We start from the raw sequence: 20,528 nt of genomic DNA, 5'->3' as shown, positions 1-20,528 counted from the left end.
TTTCGACACGTAGCGGAGCAGACGCGCTTGTTGCTGCGATAGGCGAACGCTCGACCACACACCGGGCAGGTTGATGTGATGGGGGATGTCATGCTTGGTTGTGTAGGGGTTGACTTCACGCAACAGCAGAAGCTCTCCGCTGGGACCAGCTTGGCTAGTCCTGCAGAGCAGCTCGACATGATGTGCGCGGAGGCGATGACAGCCAGAAAAGCGTCATCAGTATAAATATAGGAGAAGCGCTAGTAGTGCTGATGCCGGAATCACCAGCTACCACTGCGTGGGAAGACCTCCATCAAGATGGTCTCCGACACGGATATTGCTTCATGTTCAGGGTGAACGGCATGAGGCTGCCGCTCAACTTGTTCAGGGCCATACGCCAGCGGCGTCTTGCTATTAGCGGTGAAGTTCCCAAGCCTCTACGGCCATGATTATCATGTATGGCATGTCTTCAGTAACCTGCAGTTCCTGGAATTGCTTGGCGATCCGCCCGAAGCGTTTGCGCGATGCTTGTTGACGGAACCGAGCCAATTTGCGGCCTCCATTTGTGCGCCATCCAGCATCCAGTTTAAGTTCCTTGATGGTAGCGCCAGGCAGCTCTAGGAGTGCCCCATTCAGGTCAGTGAAGAAATCACCTTGCTCGCGGATCGTAGGGAGGACGCTCCCTGCCAGCCACAGCTGATGTTTCTCCGCAATGCCGCCGAAGCTTTCCTTTGGGTCAAGGACCAGATCCGACGCAGTGCCGCCATCCTCTTCTCCCGCAACATAGAAACGGTCGATCACAACAGCAGGCAACACGCAGTGAAGGACCCAGTTCTGGAACTGGCGAGCAACTTTTGCCCGTGAGGTGAAGGCCAGCCAGTAGAACCCTTCTTCGGAGACCACATGGTGCAGCTGACCTTCCTTGTCTGCGACAACACAGAAATAGTCTTCTACGCCAGCAGGCAGCTCCTTCAAGCGGAGTTGCTCAAGAAGGTTGCTGGCAAGAAAGACAAGACCACCCTCAGCGCTTGCAGCGTAGAGGGTGAGCAGGCCGATTTTGATCTCAGCGAAATTCGAGTTGATGACGTCCATGACTGGGCCTTTCGAGAATGTTGTTGGGTTCTGCGAATTCCCGTGCCGTCGCGGACCTGGTCCACGGGCAGTTTCGGGTATTGCGATGGTGGAACTTAATTCCCGCTCCAGCCCTGCGAGGGTCACATCACGTCACAGGCGGCATGGGGACAGCTTGCCCTTTTGCCCCATGGCAGCCACCGCATCCCGTCAAGCCGGGATCGGCAGACTAGGACACCAACATCAAGATGATCAGGGCCGTGGTCTTCCCATTCCGGGGGCGAGACTGCTGAGGTGGATGATGGGGATGCATGACCCGTCAGCCGTATCGCGCAAGTTAGCGACGACATCAGGCAGGGCCTCAAACTGCGGCTCGACTGGGGTCATGCCACACGCATAGAGCGTGACCTCGAGGTCAGTGAGGACCTAGTCCGACGACAACGAAGTGGTCGAACATCGTGATGATCTCGTAGCTGCGGGAAGCTACGGATCGCCACACAGGGGCAGACAGCAGGTCCTCCGGCTCAACGCCCCTGCCGAAGCTTCTCCCACAGCTGACCACGGCCCAGCAGAAGCGACAATAGACCTGCCCGAAGCTCTCATCGTGTTCTTGCCGCCATGATCCGGGCAAGGTAGCGTCCCGAAAACGAATAAGTTCAAAAACAGGCGAAAGAGCATGTCCCAATCCGAGCTGTCCAACTTGATCTGGTCCGTTGCCGATCTGCTCAGAGGCGACTACCGTCAGTCAGAGTACGGGCGTGTCATCCTCGCATTCACCGTACTACGCCGCCTTGACTGCGTGTTGGCCCCGACAAAGGAGGCTGTCCTAAAGGAAAAAGGTGAGAAAACCGCAATGGGCCTCAACCCGGATCCCTTTATGCGAAAAGCCTCCGGAGCCAGCTTCTACAACGCGTCTACCCTCGACCTCGGCCGGATCATCGGCGACCAGGACAACATCGACACCAACCTGATGACCTACATCGAGGCCTTCTCCCCGGAGGTCCGCGACATCTTCGAGCGGTTCAACTTCGCCGAAGCGGTCGACCGGCTGGTAAAGAACAAGCTCCTTTACATGGTGACCGAGAAGTTCGCCGGGTTCGACCTGCACCCGCAACGGGTCACAAACTCCCAGATGGGCCTCGTCTTCGAAGAGCTGATCCGCAAGTTCGCCGAAGCCTCCAACGACACCGCCGGGGAGCACTTCACCCCGCGCGAGGTCATTCGCCTCATGGTCAACCTGCTCTTCGTCGAGGATGATGACATCCTGTCTAAGTCCGGCATCGTGCGCACAATCTACGACCCGACGGCGGGCACAGGCGGGATGCTCTCGGTCGCCGACGAATACCTGATGGAGCACAACCCCAATGCCGCCCTGACCATGTTCGGACAGGAGTTGAACGACATGTCCTACGCCATCTGCAAGGCGGACATGCTGATCAAGGGGCAGAACGTTATCAACATCAAGGCGGGTAACACTCTCTCCGATGATGGGCACCCCGACGCCAAGTTCGACTACATGCTGTCCAACCCACCCTTTGGTGTTGAATGGAAGAAGGTGCAGAAGGAGGTCTGGACCTGCTTCACTTTTGTTCCGGTTTTCTGCGAGCAATGCTCGCCATAGAGGAGACCGGAAATGGCACCCAAACACAGTGACGATTTCAAACGCGAAGCGGTTCGGATCGCGACAAGCAGCGGGCTGACGCGTCGCCAAGTCGCGTCGGATCTGGGGGTCGGCCTTTCGACCTTGGGCAAATGGATACGTCAGTTCTCGGACGATCCTTCTACCGCGACCCAGGATTCTGAGCTTCGGCGCGAGAACGAACGCCTACGCAAAGAAAACCGCATTCTTCGGGAGGAGAGGGAGGTGTTAAAAAAGGCGGCAATCTTCTTCGCGGGTCAAAAGCAATGAGATTTCAGTTCATTGCGGATTACCGCGGGGATTTGCCACGCAGCCATTTGTGTCGCCTGATGCAGGTGACGGATCGTGGTCTTCGGGCCTGGCGGCACAGGCCGCCGTCACGCCGCCAACGTCGGGATATGGTGCTCTTGGCGCATATTCGAGAGCAGCATCGCTTGAGCCTGGGCAGCTACGGTCGTCCGCGCATGACGCAGGAACTCAATGAACTGGGCATCCATGTCGGGCAACGCCGTGTGGCGCGGATCATGCGTGATAACGGCATCCAGGTGCTGCGCAGCCGCAAGTTCAAGCGCACGACCGACAGCAATCACACCTTCAATATCGCGCCCAACCTGTTGCGTCAGGATTTCACCGCAAGCGCCCCGAACCAGAAGTGGGCGGGAGACATCACTTATATTTGGACCCGCGAGGGATGGGCCTATCTTGCTGTGATCATCGACCTCTATTCGCGACGGGTGATCGGCTGGGCCCTGAGCAACCGCATGAAACAGGATCTGGCCTTGCGCGCTTTGGACATGGCGATTGCCCTACGAAAGCCGCCCCCGGGCTGCATCCACCACACTGATCGCGGCGCCCAATACTGTGCCCACGAGTATCAAAAGCGTCTGCGCAAGCACGACTTGGTGCCGTCGATGAGCGGAAAGGGAAATTGCTATGATAATTCGGCCGTCGAGAGCTTCTTCAAGTCGCTGAAGGCCGAATTAATCTGGCGCCGGACCTGGCAGACCCGCAGAGAGGTCGAACTGGCCGTCTTCGAATACATCAACGGCTTCTACAACCCACGCCGACGGCATTCGGCCATCGGCTGGAAATCACCCGTGGCTTTCGAAAAGATCGCCGCCTAACATGAGCTACACACCGGAACGAAAACGGTGCAGGTCCAGTCCAGCAGGAGCACAAGCTCAAGGGCTTCAATGGGCGCTTCGGCCCCGGCCTACCGCGCGTGTCGGATGGCTCGCTGCTCTTCCTCATGCACCTGTTGTCCAAGATGCGCCCCGCCAAGGACGGTGGCTCGCGCTTCGGCATTGTCCTGAACGGCTCGCCCCTCTTCACTGGCGGCGCTGGCTCGGGCGAAAGCGAGATCCGGCGGCATGTGCTTGAAAGCGATCTGGTCGAGGCAATCATTGGCCTGCCCACGGACCTTTTCTATAACACCGGCATCGCTACCTACATCTGGATCATCTCCAACAAGAAGCCCGCCCACCGCAAGGGTAAGGTCCAGCTGATAGACGCCTCCGACCTCTGGCAGAAGATGCGCAAGTCGCTCGGCTCCAAGCGGCGCGAGATCAGCCCCGAGGGCATCGACATCGTCACCCGACTGTTTGGAGACTGTGCCGAGGCGCAGATGGCCATGCTCTTCGACGCTGAGGGCAAGGAGACCGGGCGCGAGGTCGTCACGGTGGACAACCCCGTGCCCAAAGCTTCCGAGGGCGGCAAGGTCAAGCTGCGGCCCCTGTCGCAGCTGCTGCCAAACAAGGCCTTTGGCTTCCGTCAAATCACGGTGGAACGACCCCTGCGGGACGAGACCGGAGAGATCGTGCTGGGCCAGCGCGGCAAGGCGAAGGGCAAACCGCAGCCCGACAGCGCCCTGCGCGACACCGAGATCGTGCCGCTGAGCGAGGACGTACAGACGTACTTCGAGCGCGAGGTGATCCCTCATGCGCCCGACGCCTGGATCGACGAATCGAAGACGAAGACCGGCTACGAGATCCCCTTCAACCGACACTTCTACGTCTTCGAGCCGCCGCGTGAGCTGGAGGAGATCGACGAGGACCTGTCCGAGGTGACGCGGAACATTCAGCGGATGCTGGTGGAGTTGGCGGGATGAAGCCACATTCTGACTACAAGGGAACCGAACGTGACTGGCTCGGGAGAATCCCCTCGCACTGGCAGACTGTTCCGCTATGGACTCTATACTCACGCTCGAAACGCACAGGCTTCCCAAACGAAGAGCTGTTGTCTGTCTACAGGGATTTCGGCGTCATCAAGAAGAAATCGCGCGACGACAATCACAACAATGCTTCCGAAGATTTGTCCACTTATCAACTCGTTCAGCCGAGTGATCTGGTAATCAACAAGATGAAAGCTTGGCAAGGGTCTCTTGGCGTATCGAAATTTCGCGGAATCGTTAGCCCCGCCTACTTCGTACTTGAGGCACACCACACCGAAGATGCTGGGTTCCTGCACTACCTGCTAAGATCGCTCCGCTACATCACCGGATACATGACTATCTCGAAAGGCATTCGGGTCAACCAATGGGATCTTGAGCCTCAGCACCTTTCAAGGTTGCCGATTCCTCTCCCCCCTCTCCCGAACAGCAGGCCATCGCGGCGTTTATTGAGCGGGAGACGGCGAAGCTGGATGCGCTGGTGGAGGAGCAGCGGCGGCTGATCGCGCTGCTGAAGGAAAAGCGGCAGGCCGTCATCTCTCATGCTGTCACCAAGGGCCTCGACCCCACCGCCCCGCTCAAACCCAGCGGTATCGACTGGCTCGGCGACATCCCGGCGCATTGGGAGATGAAGCGCGTCAAACACCTCGTTTTCTCTCGACAGGGCATTCAGATCGGGCCGTTTGGCGGAATGCTGAAGGATCTGCCAAGCGAAGAGACCGGCTTTAAGCTCTACGGACAAGAAAACACTATCAGCGGTGACTTCGAAAAGGGTTCGAGGTGGATCGAGCCTGAGCGATATGAGGAGCTGAAATCCTATGAGCTGAAAGCTGGCGATCTTGTACTTACGCGTAAGGGCAGTATCGGAAATTGCCAGATCGTCCCTTCCGATGCCTGCCCTGGCATTGCCGACAGCGATACCATCCGTGTGCGTGTCGACACCGACATCGCCTTGCCCGAGTATGTTCAGGCGTGCTGCCAGGATGCTGGCTTCATTGGCACACAGCTCGACCTCACGAAGCGAGGCGCCATTCTCAGCGGCTTGAATTCGAGCGTCGTTGCAAACTTGGCCTTTCCGCTCCCGCCGAAAGCTGAGCAGGTTGAGTTGCTTGCCTTCCTGCTACTTGAGGAAGAAAAGTTCTCGGCGCTCACTACCGAGGCCACCCGCGCCATTGCCCTGCTTAAGGAACGCCGCGCGGCGCTGATCTCTGCCGCCGTCACTGGCAAGGTGGATGTCCGGGACACCGTGATTGATGAAGAGGAGGCAGCCTGATGGGAGGTATCCCGCACCCCGAGCGCGAATTTGCAGTCATCCAGCGCCTGTGCTCGCAAATGCCATTCGACGACTCCGAGTTCAAAGCAACCGAATGCTACGCGGCCTTCAACACGATCCTTTGCTGGACCCTACAGCGCATCCGTTCCGGTGCAGATCCTGTAACGCCTCTCCAAGAGACACTTCGCACTCGGGACATCACCGAGTTTTGCGATCTTACGGCGCACTCTTACGATGATGGAAACCTGGGCGCTGAAGATGAAGCTCACGGAGCATCGCTCGATGATCTAAGCAATCTGACAACGCAAGACGGGCAACCGCTTGGAGTGCTCGAGGTCCTTATCTCTCTTCGCGACTCAGTGGCGCACCCAGAAGACTTGCGTGTGTATCCTGTAAACCGACGCGGCTTCCTGATCGGGTTCCGTTTCGAATGCCGTAAACCCAGAGGCCAAAGCGCGGAACGGTGGGAAAATGGCAGCCAATACAGGCTTTACCTCACGCGGCATGGGATGACCAAGATTGCGCAAGCGTTAGGGGAAGCATACTGCGCAGCGTTCACCCAAGTCGGAGCGGGTGTCCAAGACGCGGCAACGGAGATGGGAGAAGAATGAGCCTGCATAGGGAAATCCGTTTCGAGGACGAGATCTGCGCCCATCTGGCCGAGCATGGCTGGGAGTATGACCCGGCGGATGCGAAGGACTACGACGCAGAGCGGGCGATGTTCCCGGCGGATGTGTTGGAGTGGGTGCAGACGTCGCAACCAAAGGTGTGGGAGGCGCTGGAAAAGCGTGGAGCAGATGCCTTGTTGGACCGCTTGCGTAAGCAGATCGACCAGCGCGGGACTCTGGAGGTGCTGCGGCATGGCATCGAGGCGATGGGTCTTCGCTCTCCGCTAAAGCTGGCCGAGTTCAAGCCCGCTCTCGCCGAGAACCCCGAGATCATGGAGCGCTACCGCGCCAACCGCCTGCGTGTGGTTAGGCAAGTGCGCTACTCGACGGCGAAGGGCGACAGCATTGACCTTGTGCTGTTCCTCAATGGTATCGCAGTGGCTACGGTCGAGCTAAAGACCGACTTCACTCAAAGCGTTGGAGATGCCATCGACCAGTACCGATTCGACCGCCCGCCGCGCACTCCGGGACGCGGAGCCGAGCCGCTGCTGGCCTTCGAGACCGGGGCGCTGGTGCATTTCGCGGTGAGCACGAGCGAGGTCTTCATGACCACCCGGCTGGAGGGCAAGAACACCTTCTTCCTGCCGTTCAACAAGGGAACTGAGGAAGGCGGCGCAGGCAATCCGCTGAACCCCGAAGGGCATCGCACAGCGTACCTGTGGCGGGAGGTTTGGCAGCGGGACAGCTGGCTTGAGCTGATCGGGCGCTACGTCATCCCGGAGAAGGACAAGAAGGGAAAAACGAAGAAGCTGATCTTCCCCCGTTACCACCAGCTCGATGCCACCCGGCGGCTGGTGGCTAAGGTCTACGAGGAAGGACCCGGCAAGAAGTACCTGATCCAGCACTCAGCAGGCTCAGGGAAGACCAACTCCATCGCCTGGACCGCGCATTTCCTAGCGGATCTGCATGACGGTGAGCACCGCAAGGTGTTCGACACGGTAATCGTGGTCTCGGATCGCAAGGTGATCGACGGGCAGCTTCAGTCGGCGATCTTTGCCTTCGAACGGACGCGTGGTGTGGTCGAGACCATCAAGGGCAAGAGCGGGAGCAAGAGCGGCGAACTGGCGCAGGCCCTCGCGGACGGAAAGAAAATCGTCGTCTGCACGATCCAGACCTTTCCGTTCGCGCTTGAGGAGGTGCGGCAGCTGTCGGCGACCGAGGGCAAGACGTTCGCGGTGATCGCTGACGAGGCACACAGCTCGCAGACCGGGGAAGCAGCTACAAAGCTAAAGCAGACGCTGTCGCCCGAGGAACTGGAAGAGCTGAAGGATGGTGGTGAGATCGGCACCGAGGACATCCTTGCCGCTCAGATGAAGGCCAGGGCGGACGAGCGCGGCGTGACCTACGTTGCCTTCACAGCGACCCCCAAGACCAAGACGCTGGAACTTTTTGGCCGCTGCCCGAAGCCGGATCAGCCCGCCGGAGATAGCAACCTGCCGGAGCCATTCCATCTGTATTCTATGCGGCAAGCGGTAGAAGAGGGCTTCATCCTCGACGTGCTGCAGAACTACACGCCATACAGCCTCGCTTTCAAATTAGCGCAGGATGGGGCGGAGGTCAGCGACACTGAGGTCGAGCGCAGCACCGCCATGCGCGGACTGATGGAATGGGTCCGCCTGCACCCCTACAACATCAGCCAGAAGGTTAAGATCGTCGTCGAGCATTTCCGGGAAAACGTCGCGGACCTGCTAGGCGGCAAGGCGAAGGCCATGGTCGTGCTTCAGTCCCGCAAGGAAGCGGTGCGCTGGAAGCTCGCCATCGACGCCTACATCCGTGAAAAGAAGTACTCGGTGGGCACGTTAGTCGCCTTCTCCGGCGAGGTACGAGACCTCGAAAGCGGCCCCGATCCGTTCACCGAGACCAACCAAACCGTGAACCCGGATCTGAAGGGGCAAGAGCTGAAGGAGGTCTTCGACACCGACGACTTCCACATCCTGCTCGTAGCGAACAAGTTCCAGACCGGCTTTGACCAGCCCTTGCTGTCGGCCATGTACATCGACCGGCGGCTTGCCGGGGTGCAGGCGGTGCAGGCGGTGCAAACGCTTTCACGTCTCAACCGAGCCTACAAGAGCGGGTCCATCGAGAAGAATACCACCTACATTCTCGATTTCTCCGACAGTTCCGCCGAGGTACTGCAGGCCTTCAGCCAGTACTATGGCAAGGCAGAACTGGAGGCGGTAACCGACCCCGATTTGATCTTCGACTTGAAGGCGAAGCTGGACGACGCCGGGCACTATGACGACTACGAAATCGACCGGGTTGTCGAGATTGAGATGGACCCAACCTCGCAGCAGGGCGACTTGTCGAAAGCCATCGAGCCGGTGGCGAAACGCCTGCTCGACCGCTACGCGGCGGCGAAGACCTCCTGGAAGATCGCACTCGAGAACGGCGACGAAGAAGGAGCGAAGGCCGCGAAGGACGAGATGGCCCAGCTCGAGCTGTTCCGTTCCGACATGCAGGCCTTTTTGCGGATGTACGCCTTCCTGTCCCAGATCTTCGACTACGGCAGCACGGCTGTCGAGAAGCGCTCTATATTCTACCGGCGTCTCGTTCCGCTGCTGAAGTTCGGGAGGGAGCGCGAAGGCGTAGACTTATCGCAAGTCAGACTCACCCATCATAAACTGTCTGCGAAAGGCAAACGCCACATTGTTCCGCAAGGTGGGCCGAAGTTGCCGCCAGTCACCGCACCGGGGTCAGGAACGCTGCGGGACGAGGACAAAGTTGCACTGCGCGAGATCATTGAGACATTGAACGAGCTATTCGTCGGAGATGTGACTGACGACGACAAGGTGAACTACGTACTCGGAACCTTGATGACGAAGCTTCTGTCGTCTGAAGTCTTGGCGAGGCAGGCTGAGAGCAACGAGAAGGAGCAGTTCGCAGCCTCTCCTAATTTGCCCGCTGAACTGACCGATGCCATCATCGAAAGCTACGCTGCTCACTCGACCATGAGCAAACAGGCCCTTGAGAGTGAAGAGCTTCGGGCAGGTCTATTGTCGCTTCTGCTGGGCCGTGGTCAGCTGTGGGAGAAGCTTCGGCAGGGGCGTTGAGCCGGAGGACCTGCTGTCTGCCCCTGTGTGGCGATCCGTAGCTTCCCGCAGCTACGAGATCATCACGATGTTCGACCACTTCGTTGTCGTCGGACTAGGTCCTCACTGACCTCGAGGTCACGCTCTATGCGTGTGGCATGACCCCAGTCGAGCCGCAGTTTGAGGCCCTGCCTGATGTCGTCGCTAACTTGCGCGATACGGCTGACGGGTCATGCATCCCCATCATCCACCTCAGCAGTCTCGCCCCCGGAATGGGAAGACCACGGCCCTGATCATCTTGATGTTGGTGTCCTAGTCTGCCGATCCCGGCTTGACGGGATGCGGTGGCTGCCATGGGGCAAAAGGGCAAGCTGTCCCCATGCCGCCTGTGACGTGATGTGACCCTCGCAGGGCTGGAGCGGGAATTAAGTTCCACCATCGCAATACCCGAAACTGCCCGTGGACCAGGTCCGCGACGGCACGGGAATTCGCAGAACCCAACAACATTCTCGAAAGGCCCAGTCATGGACGTCATCAACTCGAATTTCGCTGAGATCAAAATCGGCCTGCTCACCCTCTACGCTGCAAGCGCTGAGGGTGGTCTTGTCTTTCTTGCCAGCAACCTTCTTGAGCAACTCCGCTTGAAGGAGCTGCCTGCTGGCGTAGAAGACTATTTCTGTGTTGTCGCAGACAAGGAAGGTCAGCTGCACCATGTGGTCTCCGAAGAAGGGTTCTACTGGCTGGCCTTCACCTCACGGGCAAAAGTTGCTCGCCAGTTCCAGAACTGGGTCCTTCACTGCGTGTTGCCTGCTGTTGTGATCGACCGTTTCTATGTTGCGGGAGAAGAGGATGGCGGCACTGCGTCGGATCTGGTCCTTGACCCAAAGGAAAGCTTCGGCGGCATTGCGGAGAAACATCAGCTGTGGCTGGCAGGGAGCGTCCTCCCTACGATCCGCGAGCAAGGTGATTTCTTCACTGACCTGAATGGGGCACTCCTAGAGCTGCCTGGCGCTACCATCAAGGAACTTAAACTGGATGCTGGATGGCGCACAAATGGAGGCCGCAAATTGGCTCGGTTCCGTCAACAAGCATCGCGCAAACGCTTCGGGCGGATCGCCAAGCAATTCCAGGAACTGCAGGTTACTGAAGACATGCCATACATGATAATCATGGCCGTAGAGGCTTGGGAACTTCACCGCTAATAGCAAGACGCCGCTGGCGTATGGCCCTGAACAAGTTGAGCGGCAGCCTCATGCCGTTCACCCTGAACATGAAGCAATATCCGTGTCGGAGACCATCTTGATGGAGGTCTTCCCACGCAGTGGTAGCTGGTGATTCCGGCATCAGCACTACTAGCGCTTCTCCTATATTTATACTGATGACGCTTTTCTGGCTGTCATCGCCTCCGCGCACATCATGTCGAGCTGCTCTGCAGGACTAGCCAAGCTGGTCCCAGCGGAGAGCTTCTGCTGTTGCGTGAAGTCAACCCCTACACAACCAAGCATGACATCCCCCATCACATCAACCTGCCCGGTGTGTGGTCGAGCGTTCGCCTATCGCAGCAACAAGCGCGTCTGCTCCGCTACGTGTCGAAAAGCACAACACCGAAAGAAATACAGGCAAGAAATCCCCGCCAATGCGGCCTACAGCCCTAGCGTTCGGCGCGAGCAAGCTGAGGTCTTTGATCTGGCGATGCGTCTCGCTGAGACCCTCTATTCCCTGCCACCTTCCAGGCGGCTTGGCTACATAGAAGGGCTGGTCCAGATGGCCCGAAACGGTGAGCACCCCAAACTGCGCAAGGTCCTGACGAACCCTCATCTCGTCAAACCGAACCCCGTCGAGAAGCACCTTTTCTGGCGGCGAAGCCATGCCTACTGCACCATCGCCCAGGCCGCCAACAGATACTGCCTCAGCTCCCCTTGGGGCGCATCGGTGCAAGATGTTGTTCGCGGAGGAACCCCCGATCCACCGACGGGTGAAGTCTTCGAACACGTCCTTCAAGCCGCCTAGACAAGTTGGAATACTTCAAGGGTCAGAAATCTGAGCGGCCCACACATATATGCGCAACTGTGGTTTCCCCCCTATGGGGTGACCGCGCTCACCGCAGGGCCAGCGAGATTGGTCGAAGGATCACAGATAAGAGGGAGACAGAACCGTAGACCACAGCGTAGACCACGCCGCGCCTGTTGACCTGCACCCGCAACCTCGGATAGCCCTTGTTTCGCTGGGGCTACCGGCTGAAGCAGTGCCTGTAACGGGAACACAACATCCGTGTGGGGGCACCATCACTTCAGCTAACGCATTAGTTTTGCTCCAGCTTTTTGCACGTGCAAGGAGCCGTAGACCATGTCGGCTCATGTGACGGCCTTCATCCACTTCTGCAGCACCTCGACAGGGTAACCAGCCCCATATCCGTGGCCCACGCCATCGGTTTGCCAGCCGCCGATCTGATCGACGATGTCGGCAGGACACTCAACTGCACGGAGCCTGTCCCGCATCGAATGGCGGAAGCTGTGCATGGTGCATCCCTCAGGTGCCATCTGCTTGATCCACTTGTTCAAGGCAGCGCTGGCCGCGTTCGCGTTTGTCTGGTCCTTCTTGTTGTAGCGCGGGAACAAGAACTTGGTGTCGGTTGCCGCTGCCATAAGGCGTTCGGCTGCCCATCGGGCTTCACCCTCAAGCGGCACAATGCGTTCGCTGCCCTTGGTCTTCAGGCGACGCCACGGATGGGGGCGCACCTGGGCAACAAGCGTCCCATCTGACCTTCTCTCAATGTCCTCCCTTACCATGCCCGCCGCCTCAGCGAGACGCATCCCCGTGTCGGAGACCAGGGCAACGAGCCACCGGATGTCGTCGTCCATCTTGCGACACTGGCGTTGAACCTCACTGAGGGCATCGGCGGGGATCGGGTTTCGATCACTGACCCCGGCCTCTCGGTCATAGTAAACCCCGTTGAACGGGTTGGTCAGGGTCAGACCAAGCTCGCTTGCAGCAAAGTTGGTGATAGCCCGCACGGTTCCGAAGATACGGGTGATGCTGCTGCCAGCCAGACCTCGTATGATCAGTGCATCCCTGAACTTGTTGGCATCGGCTTTGGTGTAGGCGTCGAGATGCTTGTCACCACAAGCGTCGATGACATAGCCGCAGGACCTCTCAGCAGCCCGGTGAAAGGTATCGGGCCGCCCCTGTCCCTTGAGACGCAGGTAGATGCCCACCGCTTCGGACAGCTTCACAGAGGCCGAAGAAACCTCCAGCGGCGGTGAGCTTGCTACGACACGCCCGTCTCCCTTTAGCCTGAGCATGTGTTTGCCGGGCAGGTCCGCGTCTTTAGAGCGGAGGTGGAACCAGTACTCGTCGAGCTGATCCGCAGCCCTCCTGGCCCGAGCTTCCGCCACACGAGCGGCCCTTGTTCGCAGAGAATATGCAATCCGAAGGGAGGAATAATGCTTCTTCAGGTCCTTGGGGATGCGGCGGCTGAAATAGAAGACGCCATCCTTCACGAAGGTGAACGCGGGCGAAATGGTCTCCGACATGGTCTACGGCTCCTTGCACGTGCAAAAAGCTGGAGCAAAACTAATGCGTTAGCTGAAGTGATGGTGCCCCCACACGGTCAACAATTATTGCCAATCTGACCATATTTTTATGGCCTATGTGGACCACGAAAAAGCGGGATAAGCGCTTAAACAAATCAATAGGTTACAATGCAGGTGGACCACGAAAGGACCACGATATTTGACCGACAACCCCACCGCGACCAACGGTTTTGGAGGCCGCGTCAAAGATTTGAAACCAAAAGGGTCTTTGTCAAACCAAGCTGAAATTCACCTTATTGGCATCAATGAGTTAGGACGGCTTTTCCAACTGCCATGACACGTCGGAACGCCACGTCACCACATCGAACAAAAGCTGTGGTGACAGGCGCTGCGGGTGCGGAAGGCCAAGCGCGGCAGCGATGATTTCGGAACAGAACCACCGGTCTTCATCGTGGCGACCGAACGCCAGCACATGCGACAGAAGCAGCCCGGTGTAGTCATACCGGGCACCGATGCGCGATCGGATAAAATCCGCAGGGCCTTCAGGTTCGATGGCCAGTTGGACCAGATCCCAATGCACAGGCTTCAGCACCATCATCTTCGACCGCACGCCGCCATCACGACCGGATGATGACAGACATTCAAGCGGCTGACCGAAGTCAGCAGCCCCGGCAATGAATTCCACATGGCTATACCGGCCACGGGTCGCAAAGCGTATGCCCGCATCCTGCACACGATGCCACGGGTCGGTGGCCAGCCCCTTATAGAAGGCCAGCGAAATCATAGGGGGCCATCCTGCTGAAGACCGGCCTGAAGCTGGTCATACCAATCGGCGCAGCGCGTGGTTCGGGCGTTCTGACGGACCAGCGCCGCGTCAGCCTTCAGCACCGCCACATCCAGCCGGTCGCCTTCACGCACGCCGCTATAGGACAGGCGGCGGCAGTCTTCCGGAAGGTCCGGCAGAACCTGTTCCGCCCGCGCATCTCCGACCGCTTCACCAGCGGCCCGGATGCGGGCGATGTCAGTTTGCCCGCAGGCGCTCAAGTAGACCGGTATCCACAACACCTTCAGGATTGACTTGCGTGTCATGTTCATATGCCTCCAGTTCGGCGGCAAAGCGCAGGGCCTCGCCTTCTGCCACCAGCACCTTTTCCTGCAGAGCTTGGCTCGCTTCATCCGCCGCTGCCATCCTGCGGCGCATCGCGTCCAGTTCGGTCTGAACAGCGGTCAGTTCGAATTCCCGCACAAATCCTTCGCGGGCCGCGCTGACCGCTTGCCCCTTGTCATAGACGTGCCAACCCCACAGAAGGGCGCAGACCACGACCGCCAGACCGATGCGGCTTGTCAGTAACCGCCAGCCATATCGAAGAACCACCGCCATCATTGCCCGTCACCCCATCCGGTTTGGGTGCTGACCCATTCCATGCCGTGGGCCAGCGCAAGGTTCGCAATGACCATGGGGAAAGCCAGCGACAGGATGGATTGCGTGCCATCCACGGCCACGCCAGCGGCTTCCTTTGCCGCCATCCACGCGAAGGCGAAGCACCACAAAAGGAACACGGCCCACGCCTGTTCCCGCTTGCCCGACCGACCGCCGATGATGAACCGCCCGAAGAACTTCAGCATGTCAAAGCCTCGCGAATTGGAAGTGCATCCAGTCTTTGCCCCATGCGTAGCCCGCAGGCGTGCCGCCATGGGCCATCACGATGTTCCAGAACGGTTCATATTCCGACCGGGCGAACTGCGCCCGGTCAGCACCCCAGCGAAGCTGGTTCTGTTCCGGGTTCAGGTCCACCGCCGCGCCATAGGCGTGGGTGGACAGCGTGCTGCCGCCGCGTTTCTTGCGGAAATTGAAACACCCGCCGAAGACGTTCAGCTGCAGCCGTTCGACGTCGGCCTGACCATAGTGCTGCAGGGCATGGCGGAAGATGTCTGTCAGCGGCTGCGCCAGCTTTTCATGGCAGGAAAACCGCTGGATGGTCTGGCGCTTGTTCCAAGCGATGACCATGGGATAGGCAAGGTCCACCTTGCCCGTCGTGCATTGCGCACCACCGGCTTCACCATAAAAATCGGCCATGTCGCGCTGGCGCGGGAAAGCGCCTTGGTTCGGATGGCTGCGCGATCCGGTGACTGGCAACCGTTCCACCGCAGCAGACACGCCCGCCTTGGCGCTGCGCCAAGTGGTCAGTGCTTCGGCGGTATTGTGGCCGGCGTAACCGTCGATGACGCCGGGTTCATAGCCAAGAACTGCCAGCGCCGCCTGACCTGCACCAATCAGGCGGCGACTCTTCGACCAGCGCGACGGCGCATCGCGGTAATTCGTGCCCTGCAGCTGCTCTGCCCGCGACACTGCCGCCCACGTCTTCGGCCCGGCATCACCGTCGATTGCGCCCGTGTACCAGCCGACATCGGCCAGCAGCATCTGGATGTCCGACACTTGCATGTCACACCTCGCTTCAGTTTCGATTTTCAGGAAAGACCGCGCGTCAGATGCGCTGCAGCAATGGCCGCAGCAGGAACTTCAGCGCGACCAGCGGGAACAGGTAGGGAAAGCGCAGCCGATAGCCCTTGGCCTTCAGGTCGCCGCGCGACACCAGCTGGCGCTGAATGTTATCGGTCCAGCCGCGCCCACGGCACCAGACCACGGCATGCCCCGCACCACCCGGCGACAGGCAATGCCAAAGCACGTATTTGAAGGTGACCAGCGCCCACCAGAAACGCCACATCGACCGGCCTTCATAGAGCCAGACCAGCGTCAGCGAATAGTCTTCGCAGTCGCCCGACACAGGGCCATCACCACCCATGATGCGCCAGCTTTCGCCCTTGTCCGCACGATAGGTGAAGCGCCCGTTCAGGGACGCCTGAACAGCATCAGCAGCCATTGCCGCCTCCTTCGATTGTGAAATTCAGGTTAGTCCGCAGACAGCCACGGGCCTGCGGCGAACAGGTTCACATGCATCCGACCGTCCGGACACCGATGGAACGCAAAGATTTCCCACTCTGCCGCGCGACCGTAGCCCGGCGCGGATATGATCCACGGCCCCACGCTTCAGCGATTTCGGATGGCGGACGCGACCCGCCGCCCCAGACATCGGTTTCCGGCGACAGGTCCAGCGCGACAGGAAAGCGCAAACCACTGGCTTGGACCACATAGGCCCGCAGCCCCTGATACTCGCACCGGCGCTTGACCATCGTGCCTCGCACGACCAGCCCGCCAGAGACCGGTTCGGCTTCGACGGTCACCGCATAGAACGGGGTCTGCATCGTGATATCGCGAAACCACCGCTTGCCCGAAAAAGCATCCCACGCGGCGGAAAATCCGCTGATGACCGCGACCATCAGCAGCAGCACAATCATCGTAAGGTTTTGGCGCAAGGCCGCGCGGGTGTTAATCACCTTTCGACCCTCCACCAACCCGCCGACGCACCATGTCCTTGACAAATTCACGATCCGCGAACAGCGCGGTGATGGTGTCCAGAAGGACCAAGGCAAAGGCCATGATGGCCAGCGCCGCTAGAACCTCAGACCCACGCGCCAACGGGGCCAACGTGGGCGACAACCCATAGGACAGGAACGCAGACGCCACGGTTTTTACCGCCCGGCGTGCAAGCGGTTCCCGCTCGGCATCGCGGCTCATGACATAGAAAACCATGCCAATGACCACGGCCCAAAACTCAAGACTTTTGCCCAACAAGCCTGCCCCCTTGACTGCTATACAGCCTTCAATTTGCCTGTAAAGGCGGTGCGCAGACCGCCGGATTTCGTGAAGGTGTGCGTCACCCGATCAAGGATGAATTGGCGACCATCGACCAAGGGTCGCACCCCCGAATAGATGACAGGCTGACCGGCCATAAGCCCCGGCCTCCCAATGATCGAACACGAGGTTTCAATCAGCCCGCGAACCATTTCCCGCGCCGCCGCCTTGGCAGCTGCCTCCGCTTCTTCCCTTGAACTGTAGGGGTCGCGCAGAACGTGTTCGCCAGTGGCTTCCGGATCTGCATCCACGACAACCTCTTGCCGCTTCGCCCCTTTCCGGTCCTGCCAATAGCATTTGACCTTGGCAAAGCGGTCCACATCAGTTTCCGTGACACGGCAGCTGCCCTCAATAATGGAAGGAGCAAGCACTACCGCAGGCGGAATGACCGTTCCGTCTGCCGTTTTCCCGGTGCCCCGCTCCAACCACATGAGAACGCCATTCTTGATGCTGAACAGTGCCCCATGCCGACGCGCCAGACGTTCCAGAAAGTTCAGGTCCGATTCATCCTGTTGGCCGATCCAGTCATAGACGTGACCTGACACCGCGTCGGAAATTTTGGCCTGCAGACCATAACCGCCGGCCTTTTCTTCCACGATGTCTTTCACCGAGGGACTATCCCAGTGCTTCGTCTTGTTTGCCTTCATTTCTGAACGCAGGTCCGCAGAATGGCCCTTGACTGTGATCGTGTGCGGCAGACAGGAGAACTCCACACGGTCGACAACATAGGCTCCTACAAACCCAGCAGAGATCCCGCTCTTGATGGACACTTCGACAATTGCCCCGCGCCGGGGCGACTGGAAGTGAGGCGGCGCATCGTTGAACACCAAATCCAGCGTATCCGACCGGATACCCTCCCGGTCGGTAATGGTCAGGCTGACAAGCCGGTCAAAGAAGGCACCCGAAACGGGCACGCCATCGACCGTGACAACGATTTGTGGGTGTGTCATGTTCGCCCCGAAGTTGATTTGCGGAGATTTTGAAGATGGTCATTTACTATGTGGCAATAGGATTTGCCGTTCTCTTCCTGCTGTCCGCAGCGGCAGAAGTTCTTTCTGTCTTGACCAAGGGACCAACATGGAAAGCGCTATGGACAACGACCGGCTCGCTCTTGCTGGCGCTGATTTGCTTCGTCACCGGAACCCAGTTCTATTGATCAGTCCCAGAGCCTTAGCGGCTGTCCCGCCTTATCCTGAACGACCATATCAGGCAGGGTGATTTCGGCACCGGCAGGCAATGCATGGGCCATATCCTTGATATGCGGGTTAGCCTCTAGCACCCGCTCAACTGCGCCCGCCTGCGCGCCATATGTGCGCAAGCAAATCAGGTCCAGCGCATCGCCTGCAGCTGTTACGTACACGCCCGCCATCAAATGACCCCCAGCAGAGAAAGAAGAGAGAACCCGGAACCGATACGCTTTGCCTCGATGGTGTAGGCGTTCCGGCCGGGCGCGCCATTGCGGTCATGGAACGCCCGGTCTTCATCCACCTTCTGAATGGCGTGGAAGCCGAACACCTTACCCCCAATGACACCAGCATTAGCGGAACACCTGACTTTGCCGCCAGCCGCAGCCCTTCCAGCGTGTCCGCCCCGCCGAACTCGCGCGGAAACAGCACCCCATTGATCGTCACCACCTCGCTGCGCGGGCCGGTCCACTGCAGGGCGTTCAGACGCCCTGCAGTTTCGATCTCCGCCCATGTGGTGTCCAGTTTCCGCCCAACCCCGGTGTAACCGAAGCCATGAGCGCGAAACTTAAATGGCCCAAGGGCCATGGTGACTGGTCCAGCCATAGTACCTCCTAGTCGGAAAAGCTGGCCGACATCGTTGCTTCGACACGCTGGCCCAGCTTGTCGGCCACCAGATCGGCAATTGCTTCAGGGTCAGAAACACCGGACGGCACGTGAACGGTGAAGTTGTCGATCTTCACTGTCACCGCACCGCCCCCCGGCTTGGCAGCTTGCGCGGGTTGCGCCGCAACAGGGGATGCAAGTGCCGAACCGGCCAAGACTGCAAGGCTCGCCGCTCGAAGCCCCTGCGCACCACGATTCAGCCGCGCAAGTTCCGGACTGCCCCTCACGGGGCGCGGTGCCGCTGCGGGCAGGTATGACCGGAACGCCGCCTGCGCCTGCGACACGTTCAGAATACCACCCGAACGCGACGGAACGAACCACTCCGAACGGGGAGTGTTTTCGTTCACCAAGTAAGGCAACCCCGTGCGGACGGGGCCACCTGAAGCCCGCGCGCCCGCTGGCTTCGGTGATGGAACCGCGCCCGTCCCAGCTGAAGGCACCGCCCCCAGCTGCGACAACAGAAGCGCCACCTTTTCATTAGCCCGGTCGATGGAAGCGGTGCTGATTTCCGGCACAGCCTCCGATCCATGCAGCATCTGCAGCGCAGCAGACAGTTCACCCGCCTGCGCTTTAGCACTGGCCAGCTCTTCTTCGACCCCCTGCAATTCGCGCAGCCGCGAATCCATTTCTTGCCGCAATGGAATGGACATGGTGTCCGCCATTGGACCTTGGCCGAGGCTGTCGATTTCGCCCTGAATGCCCGAAATTTCATCGCGCAGGCTGGCCGCGTAGTCGCGCAGCTCTTGGAGACGTGCAGGCGTCGGAAGTGGACCGGATTGGGTTGCGGCAATAACCGTTTGCGTTGCTGCCTGCTGGTCCGCCGGCAGTTGGTCAAAGCCGCGTGCATCTGCGGCAGTCGGAGCAAGAGCCTCCGGCTCATCTTCCCGCCCCATCAGCCACTTTAACCAGTCGGGCGGCTCCGGCCACTTGATGAGGCCGGACAAATCGAACTCGCTGATGAAGTCCCAGCTCCAATTCGGAAGGTGGTCAGACCATTCGAAACCGAACCAGTCAGACCACGGGATTTCCGGCAAGAACCGCACCCAAGATATCGGGCTGACATAAGCAACCCAGTCGAACGTCAGCCAGCGGGACCAATCCACATCCGAAATCCATTGCGGCCAGTCAATGGCCGAAACGAATTCCGACCAGTCCACCTCTGGCAACCAGCCTTCCCACGAAAACGCCCCCCAAACTCGCTTCCAGTCGATGGACGGCAGGTATTCGTCCCACCCCAACGGCTTAATCAGAAGATGCCATGCCAACTCACCCGCCAGCACAGCCCATCCGATGACCGGAATGAAACGCGCCGCGCCACGGCCAAGCCAAGACAACGGCTTGATGAGGGAAGACCAGCGCAGCCCCCGGCCAGCGAAGACCAGCGAATGGCCGGTATAAGCCGCGCCGTCCAACGGACCGGGGCCAGCAAGCCTGACAGAGCAAACTTCCCACCGGCCAGCACAGCCCACGGGACGCGCGACACCAGACGCGACGACCACCGAACCGGGGTCAGGAGGCTCGACAGCCTGAAGCGCGGCAGTCGAGTCAAACCACGGAATGCGCCG

21 protein-coding genes and 2 pseudogenes are annotated in these 20,528 nt (G+C 59.4%); 8 read left to right on the top strand and 15 right to left on the bottom strand.

The features are described 5' to 3' along the window. Positions 1 to 393 precede the first annotated feature (393 nt). On the bottom strand, positions 394 to 1,071 hold the full coding sequence (locus tag ETW23_RS06120; RefSeq protein WP_134829458.1) for a hypothetical protein: 678 nt from the start codon (positions 1,069 to 1,071) through the stop codon (positions 394 to 396). Positions 1,072 to 1,726: 655 nt separating this feature from the next. Between ETW23_RS06120 and ETW23_RS06115 the strand changes: the two genes are divergently transcribed. The 7 genes and pseudogenes from ETW23_RS06115 to ETW23_RS06085 all read left to right on the top strand — a co-directional run bounded on the left by ETW23_RS06115 (position 1,727) and on the right by ETW23_RS06085 (position 11,028). Continuing rightward, a complete protein-coding gene (locus tag ETW23_RS06115) occupies positions 1,727 to 2,671 on the top strand; it encodes a class I SAM-dependent DNA methyltransferase (RefSeq protein WP_254695158.1) in 945 nt (314 codons plus the stop codon). Between the two features lie 12 nt (positions 2,672 to 2,683). Beyond that, positions 2,684 to 3,813, top strand: a protein-coding gene (locus ETW23_RS06110) for an IS3 family transposase (protein WP_134828802.1) whose coding sequence is annotated in 2 segments (ribosomal slippage) — positions 2,684 to 2,918 and positions 2,918 to 3,813 — 1,131 coding nt in all. Because the reading frame shifts where the segments join, the coding sequence is not laid out codon by codon here. A 38-nt stretch (positions 3,814 to 3,851) separates the two neighbouring features. Beyond that, positions 3,852 to 4,796: pseudogene (locus ETW23_RS06105) on the top strand (class I SAM-dependent DNA methyltransferase); the annotation flags it as partial. Positions 4,797 to 5,337: 541 nt separating this feature from the next. Next, a complete protein-coding gene (locus tag ETW23_RS06100; RefSeq protein WP_134829461.1) occupies positions 5,338 to 6,129 on the top strand; it encodes a restriction endonuclease subunit S in 792 nt (263 codons plus the stop codon). Next, positions 6,129 to 6,740 (top strand): hypothetical protein, encoded by a 612-nt coding sequence (locus tag ETW23_RS06095; RefSeq protein ID WP_134829460.1) that lies wholly within the window; start codon positions 6,129 to 6,131, stop codon positions 6,738 to 6,740. The genes ETW23_RS06100 and ETW23_RS06095 overlap by 1 nt, the downstream gene beginning before the upstream one ends. Then, positions 6,737 to 9,847: a type I restriction endonuclease subunit R gene (locus ETW23_RS06090; RefSeq protein ID WP_134829459.1), complete on the top strand. Its 3,111-nt coding sequence runs from the start codon at positions 6,737 to 6,739 to the stop codon at positions 9,845 to 9,847. The genes ETW23_RS06095 and ETW23_RS06090 overlap by 4 nt, the downstream gene beginning before the upstream one ends. A 503-nt stretch (positions 9,848 to 10,350) precedes the next feature. Then, the gene (locus tag ETW23_RS06085; protein WP_134829458.1) at positions 10,351 to 11,028 is read left to right on the top strand and encodes a hypothetical protein; all 678 of its coding nucleotides are present in this window, start codon (positions 10,351 to 10,353) and stop codon (positions 11,026 to 11,028) included. 1,152 nt (positions 11,029 to 12,180) lie between these two features. Here ETW23_RS06085 and ETW23_RS06080 read toward each other — a convergent pair. The 10 genes from ETW23_RS06080 to ETW23_RS06035 all read right to left on the bottom strand — a co-directional run bounded on the left by ETW23_RS06080 (position 12,181) and on the right by ETW23_RS06035 (position 17,940). Beyond that, positions 12,181 to 13,359, bottom strand: coding sequence for a DUF6538 domain-containing protein (locus ETW23_RS06080; protein ID WP_134829457.1), 1,179 nt, complete (start codon positions 13,357 to 13,359; stop codon positions 12,181 to 12,183). A 310-nt stretch (positions 13,360 to 13,669) separates the two neighbouring features. Next, the gene (locus ETW23_RS06075; RefSeq protein WP_134829456.1) at positions 13,670 to 14,143 is read right to left on the bottom strand and encodes a hypothetical protein; all 474 of its coding nucleotides are present in this window, start codon (positions 14,141 to 14,143) and stop codon (positions 13,670 to 13,672) included. Continuing rightward, a complete protein-coding gene (locus ETW23_RS06070) occupies positions 14,140 to 14,448 on the bottom strand; it encodes a hypothetical protein (RefSeq protein WP_134829455.1) in 309 nt (102 codons plus the stop codon). The genes ETW23_RS06075 and ETW23_RS06070 overlap by 4 nt, the downstream gene beginning before the upstream one ends. Beyond that, positions 14,381 to 14,743, bottom strand: coding sequence for a hypothetical protein (locus ETW23_RS06065; protein WP_134829454.1), 363 nt, complete (start codon positions 14,741 to 14,743; stop codon positions 14,381 to 14,383). The genes ETW23_RS06070 and ETW23_RS06065 overlap by 68 nt, the downstream gene beginning before the upstream one ends. Next, positions 14,740 to 14,985 carry a hypothetical protein gene (locus tag ETW23_RS06060; RefSeq protein WP_134829453.1) on the bottom strand — a complete coding sequence of 82 codons (246 nt, stop codon included), beginning with the start codon at positions 14,983 to 14,985 and terminating at the stop codon, positions 14,740 to 14,742. Before ETW23_RS06060 ends, ETW23_RS06065 begins: the two co-directional genes overlap by 4 nt. Before the next feature lies 1 nt (position 14,986). Then, complete coding sequence (locus tag ETW23_RS06055) at positions 14,987 to 15,802, bottom strand: peptidoglycan-binding protein (RefSeq protein WP_134829452.1); 816 nt, start codon at positions 15,800 to 15,802, stop codon at positions 14,987 to 14,989. 43 nt (positions 15,803 to 15,845) lie between these two features. After that, complete coding sequence (locus ETW23_RS06050) at positions 15,846 to 16,241, bottom strand: hypothetical protein (protein WP_134829451.1); 396 nt, start codon at positions 16,239 to 16,241, stop codon at positions 15,846 to 15,848. Between the two features lie 67 nt (positions 16,242 to 16,308). Continuing rightward, positions 16,309 to 16,755, bottom strand: coding sequence for a hypothetical protein (locus ETW23_RS06045; RefSeq protein WP_134829450.1), 447 nt, complete (start codon positions 16,753 to 16,755; stop codon positions 16,309 to 16,311). Next, positions 16,748 to 17,050, bottom strand: coding sequence for a hypothetical protein (locus ETW23_RS06040; protein ID WP_134829449.1), 303 nt, complete (start codon positions 17,048 to 17,050; stop codon positions 16,748 to 16,750). The genes ETW23_RS06045 and ETW23_RS06040 overlap by 8 nt, the downstream gene beginning before the upstream one ends. A 20-nt stretch (positions 17,051 to 17,070) precedes the next feature. Then, entirely contained in the window at positions 17,071 to 17,940 is an 870-nt protein-coding gene (locus ETW23_RS06035) for a phage late control D family protein (RefSeq protein ID WP_254695199.1), read from the bottom strand. A 158-nt stretch (positions 17,941 to 18,098) separates the two neighbouring features. Between ETW23_RS06035 and ETW23_RS25070 the strand changes: the two genes are divergently transcribed. After that, positions 18,099 to 18,269, top strand: coding sequence for a hypothetical protein (locus tag ETW23_RS25070; protein ID WP_167738091.1), 171 nt, complete (start codon positions 18,099 to 18,101; stop codon positions 18,267 to 18,269). Here ETW23_RS25070 and ETW23_RS06030 read toward each other — a convergent pair whose 3' ends face one another. From ETW23_RS06030 to ETW23_RS25350, 4 genes and pseudogenes are all read right to left on the bottom strand, one after another. Next, the gene (locus ETW23_RS06030) at positions 18,270 to 18,482 is read right to left on the bottom strand and encodes a tail protein X (RefSeq protein ID WP_134829447.1); all 213 of its coding nucleotides are present in this window, start codon (positions 18,480 to 18,482) and stop codon (positions 18,270 to 18,272) included. Next, positions 18,482 to 18,628, bottom strand: a complete 147-nt coding sequence (locus ETW23_RS25770; RefSeq protein WP_254695219.1) for a hypothetical protein — start codon at positions 18,626 to 18,628, stop codon at positions 18,482 to 18,484. Before ETW23_RS25770 ends, ETW23_RS06030 begins: the two co-directional genes overlap by 1 nt. A gap of 74 nt (positions 18,629 to 18,702) precedes the next feature. Further along, positions 18,703 to 18,885 (bottom strand): annotated as a pseudogene (locus ETW23_RS25765) (phage tail protein); the annotation flags it as partial. A 26-nt stretch (positions 18,886 to 18,911) separates the two neighbouring features. Continuing rightward, positions 18,912 to 20,375, bottom strand: a complete 1,464-nt coding sequence (locus ETW23_RS25350) for a hypothetical protein (RefSeq protein ID WP_205879943.1) — start codon at positions 20,373 to 20,375, stop codon at positions 18,912 to 18,914. Positions 20,376 to 20,528 lie beyond the last annotated feature (153 nt).

Source organism: Leisingera sp. NJS201 (assembly GCF_004535885.1).
Taxonomy (GTDB): Bacteria; Pseudomonadota; Alphaproteobacteria; order Rhodobacterales; family Rhodobacteraceae; genus Leisingera.
Note: the sequence above shows the minus strand (reverse complement) of the source record. Positions and strands in the feature narration are given on the sequence as shown.

Bases quoted from the DNA above. Each gene is read 5' to 3' on its own strand.
- ETW23_RS06060 (WP_134829453.1), bottom strand. From the start codon at position 14,985: ATGCTGAAGTTCTTCGGGCGGTTCATCATCGGCGGTCGGTCGGGCAAG.
- ETW23_RS06090 (WP_134829459.1), top strand. From the start codon at position 6,737: ATGAGCCTGCATAGGGAAATCCGTTTCGAGGACGAGATCTGCGCCCAT.
- ETW23_RS06055 (WP_134829452.1), bottom strand. From the start codon at position 15,802: ATGCAAGTGTCGGACATCCAGATGCTGCTGGCCGATGTCGGCTGGTAC.
- ETW23_RS06050 (WP_134829451.1), bottom strand. From the start codon at position 16,241: ATGGCTGCTGATGCTGTTCAGGCGTCCCTGAACGGGCGCTTCACCTAT.
- ETW23_RS06070 (WP_134829455.1), bottom strand. From the start codon at position 14,448: ATGACACGCAAGTCAATCCTGAAGGTGTTGTGGATACCGGTCTACTTG.
- ETW23_RS06085 (WP_134829458.1), top strand. From the start codon at position 10,351: ATGGACGTCATCAACTCGAATTTCGCTGAGATCAAAATCGGCCTGCTC.
- ETW23_RS06075 (WP_134829456.1), bottom strand. From the start codon at position 14,143: ATGATTTCGCTGGCCTTCTATAAGGGGCTGGCCACCGACCCGTGGCAT.
- ETW23_RS25070 (WP_167738091.1), top strand. From the start codon at position 18,099: ATGGTCATTTACTATGTGGCAATAGGATTTGCCGTTCTCTTCCTGCTG.
- ETW23_RS06095 (WP_134829460.1), top strand. From the start codon at position 6,129: ATGGGAGGTATCCCGCACCCCGAGCGCGAATTTGCAGTCATCCAGCGC.
- ETW23_RS06080 (WP_134829457.1), bottom strand. From the start codon at position 13,359: ATGTCGGAGACCATTTCGCCCGCGTTCACCTTCGTGAAGGATGGCGTC.
- ETW23_RS06120 (WP_134829458.1), bottom strand. From the start codon at position 1,071: ATGGACGTCATCAACTCGAATTTCGCTGAGATCAAAATCGGCCTGCTC.
- ETW23_RS06030 (WP_134829447.1), bottom strand. From the start codon at position 18,482: ATGGCGGGCGTGTACGTAACAGCTGCAGGCGATGCGCTGGACCTGATT.
- ETW23_RS06065 (WP_134829454.1), bottom strand. From the start codon at position 14,743: ATGATGGCGGTGGTTCTTCGATATGGCTGGCGGTTACTGACAAGCCGC.
- ETW23_RS06115 (WP_254695158.1), top strand. From the start codon at position 1,727: ATGTCCCAATCCGAGCTGTCCAACTTGATCTGGTCCGTTGCCGATCTG.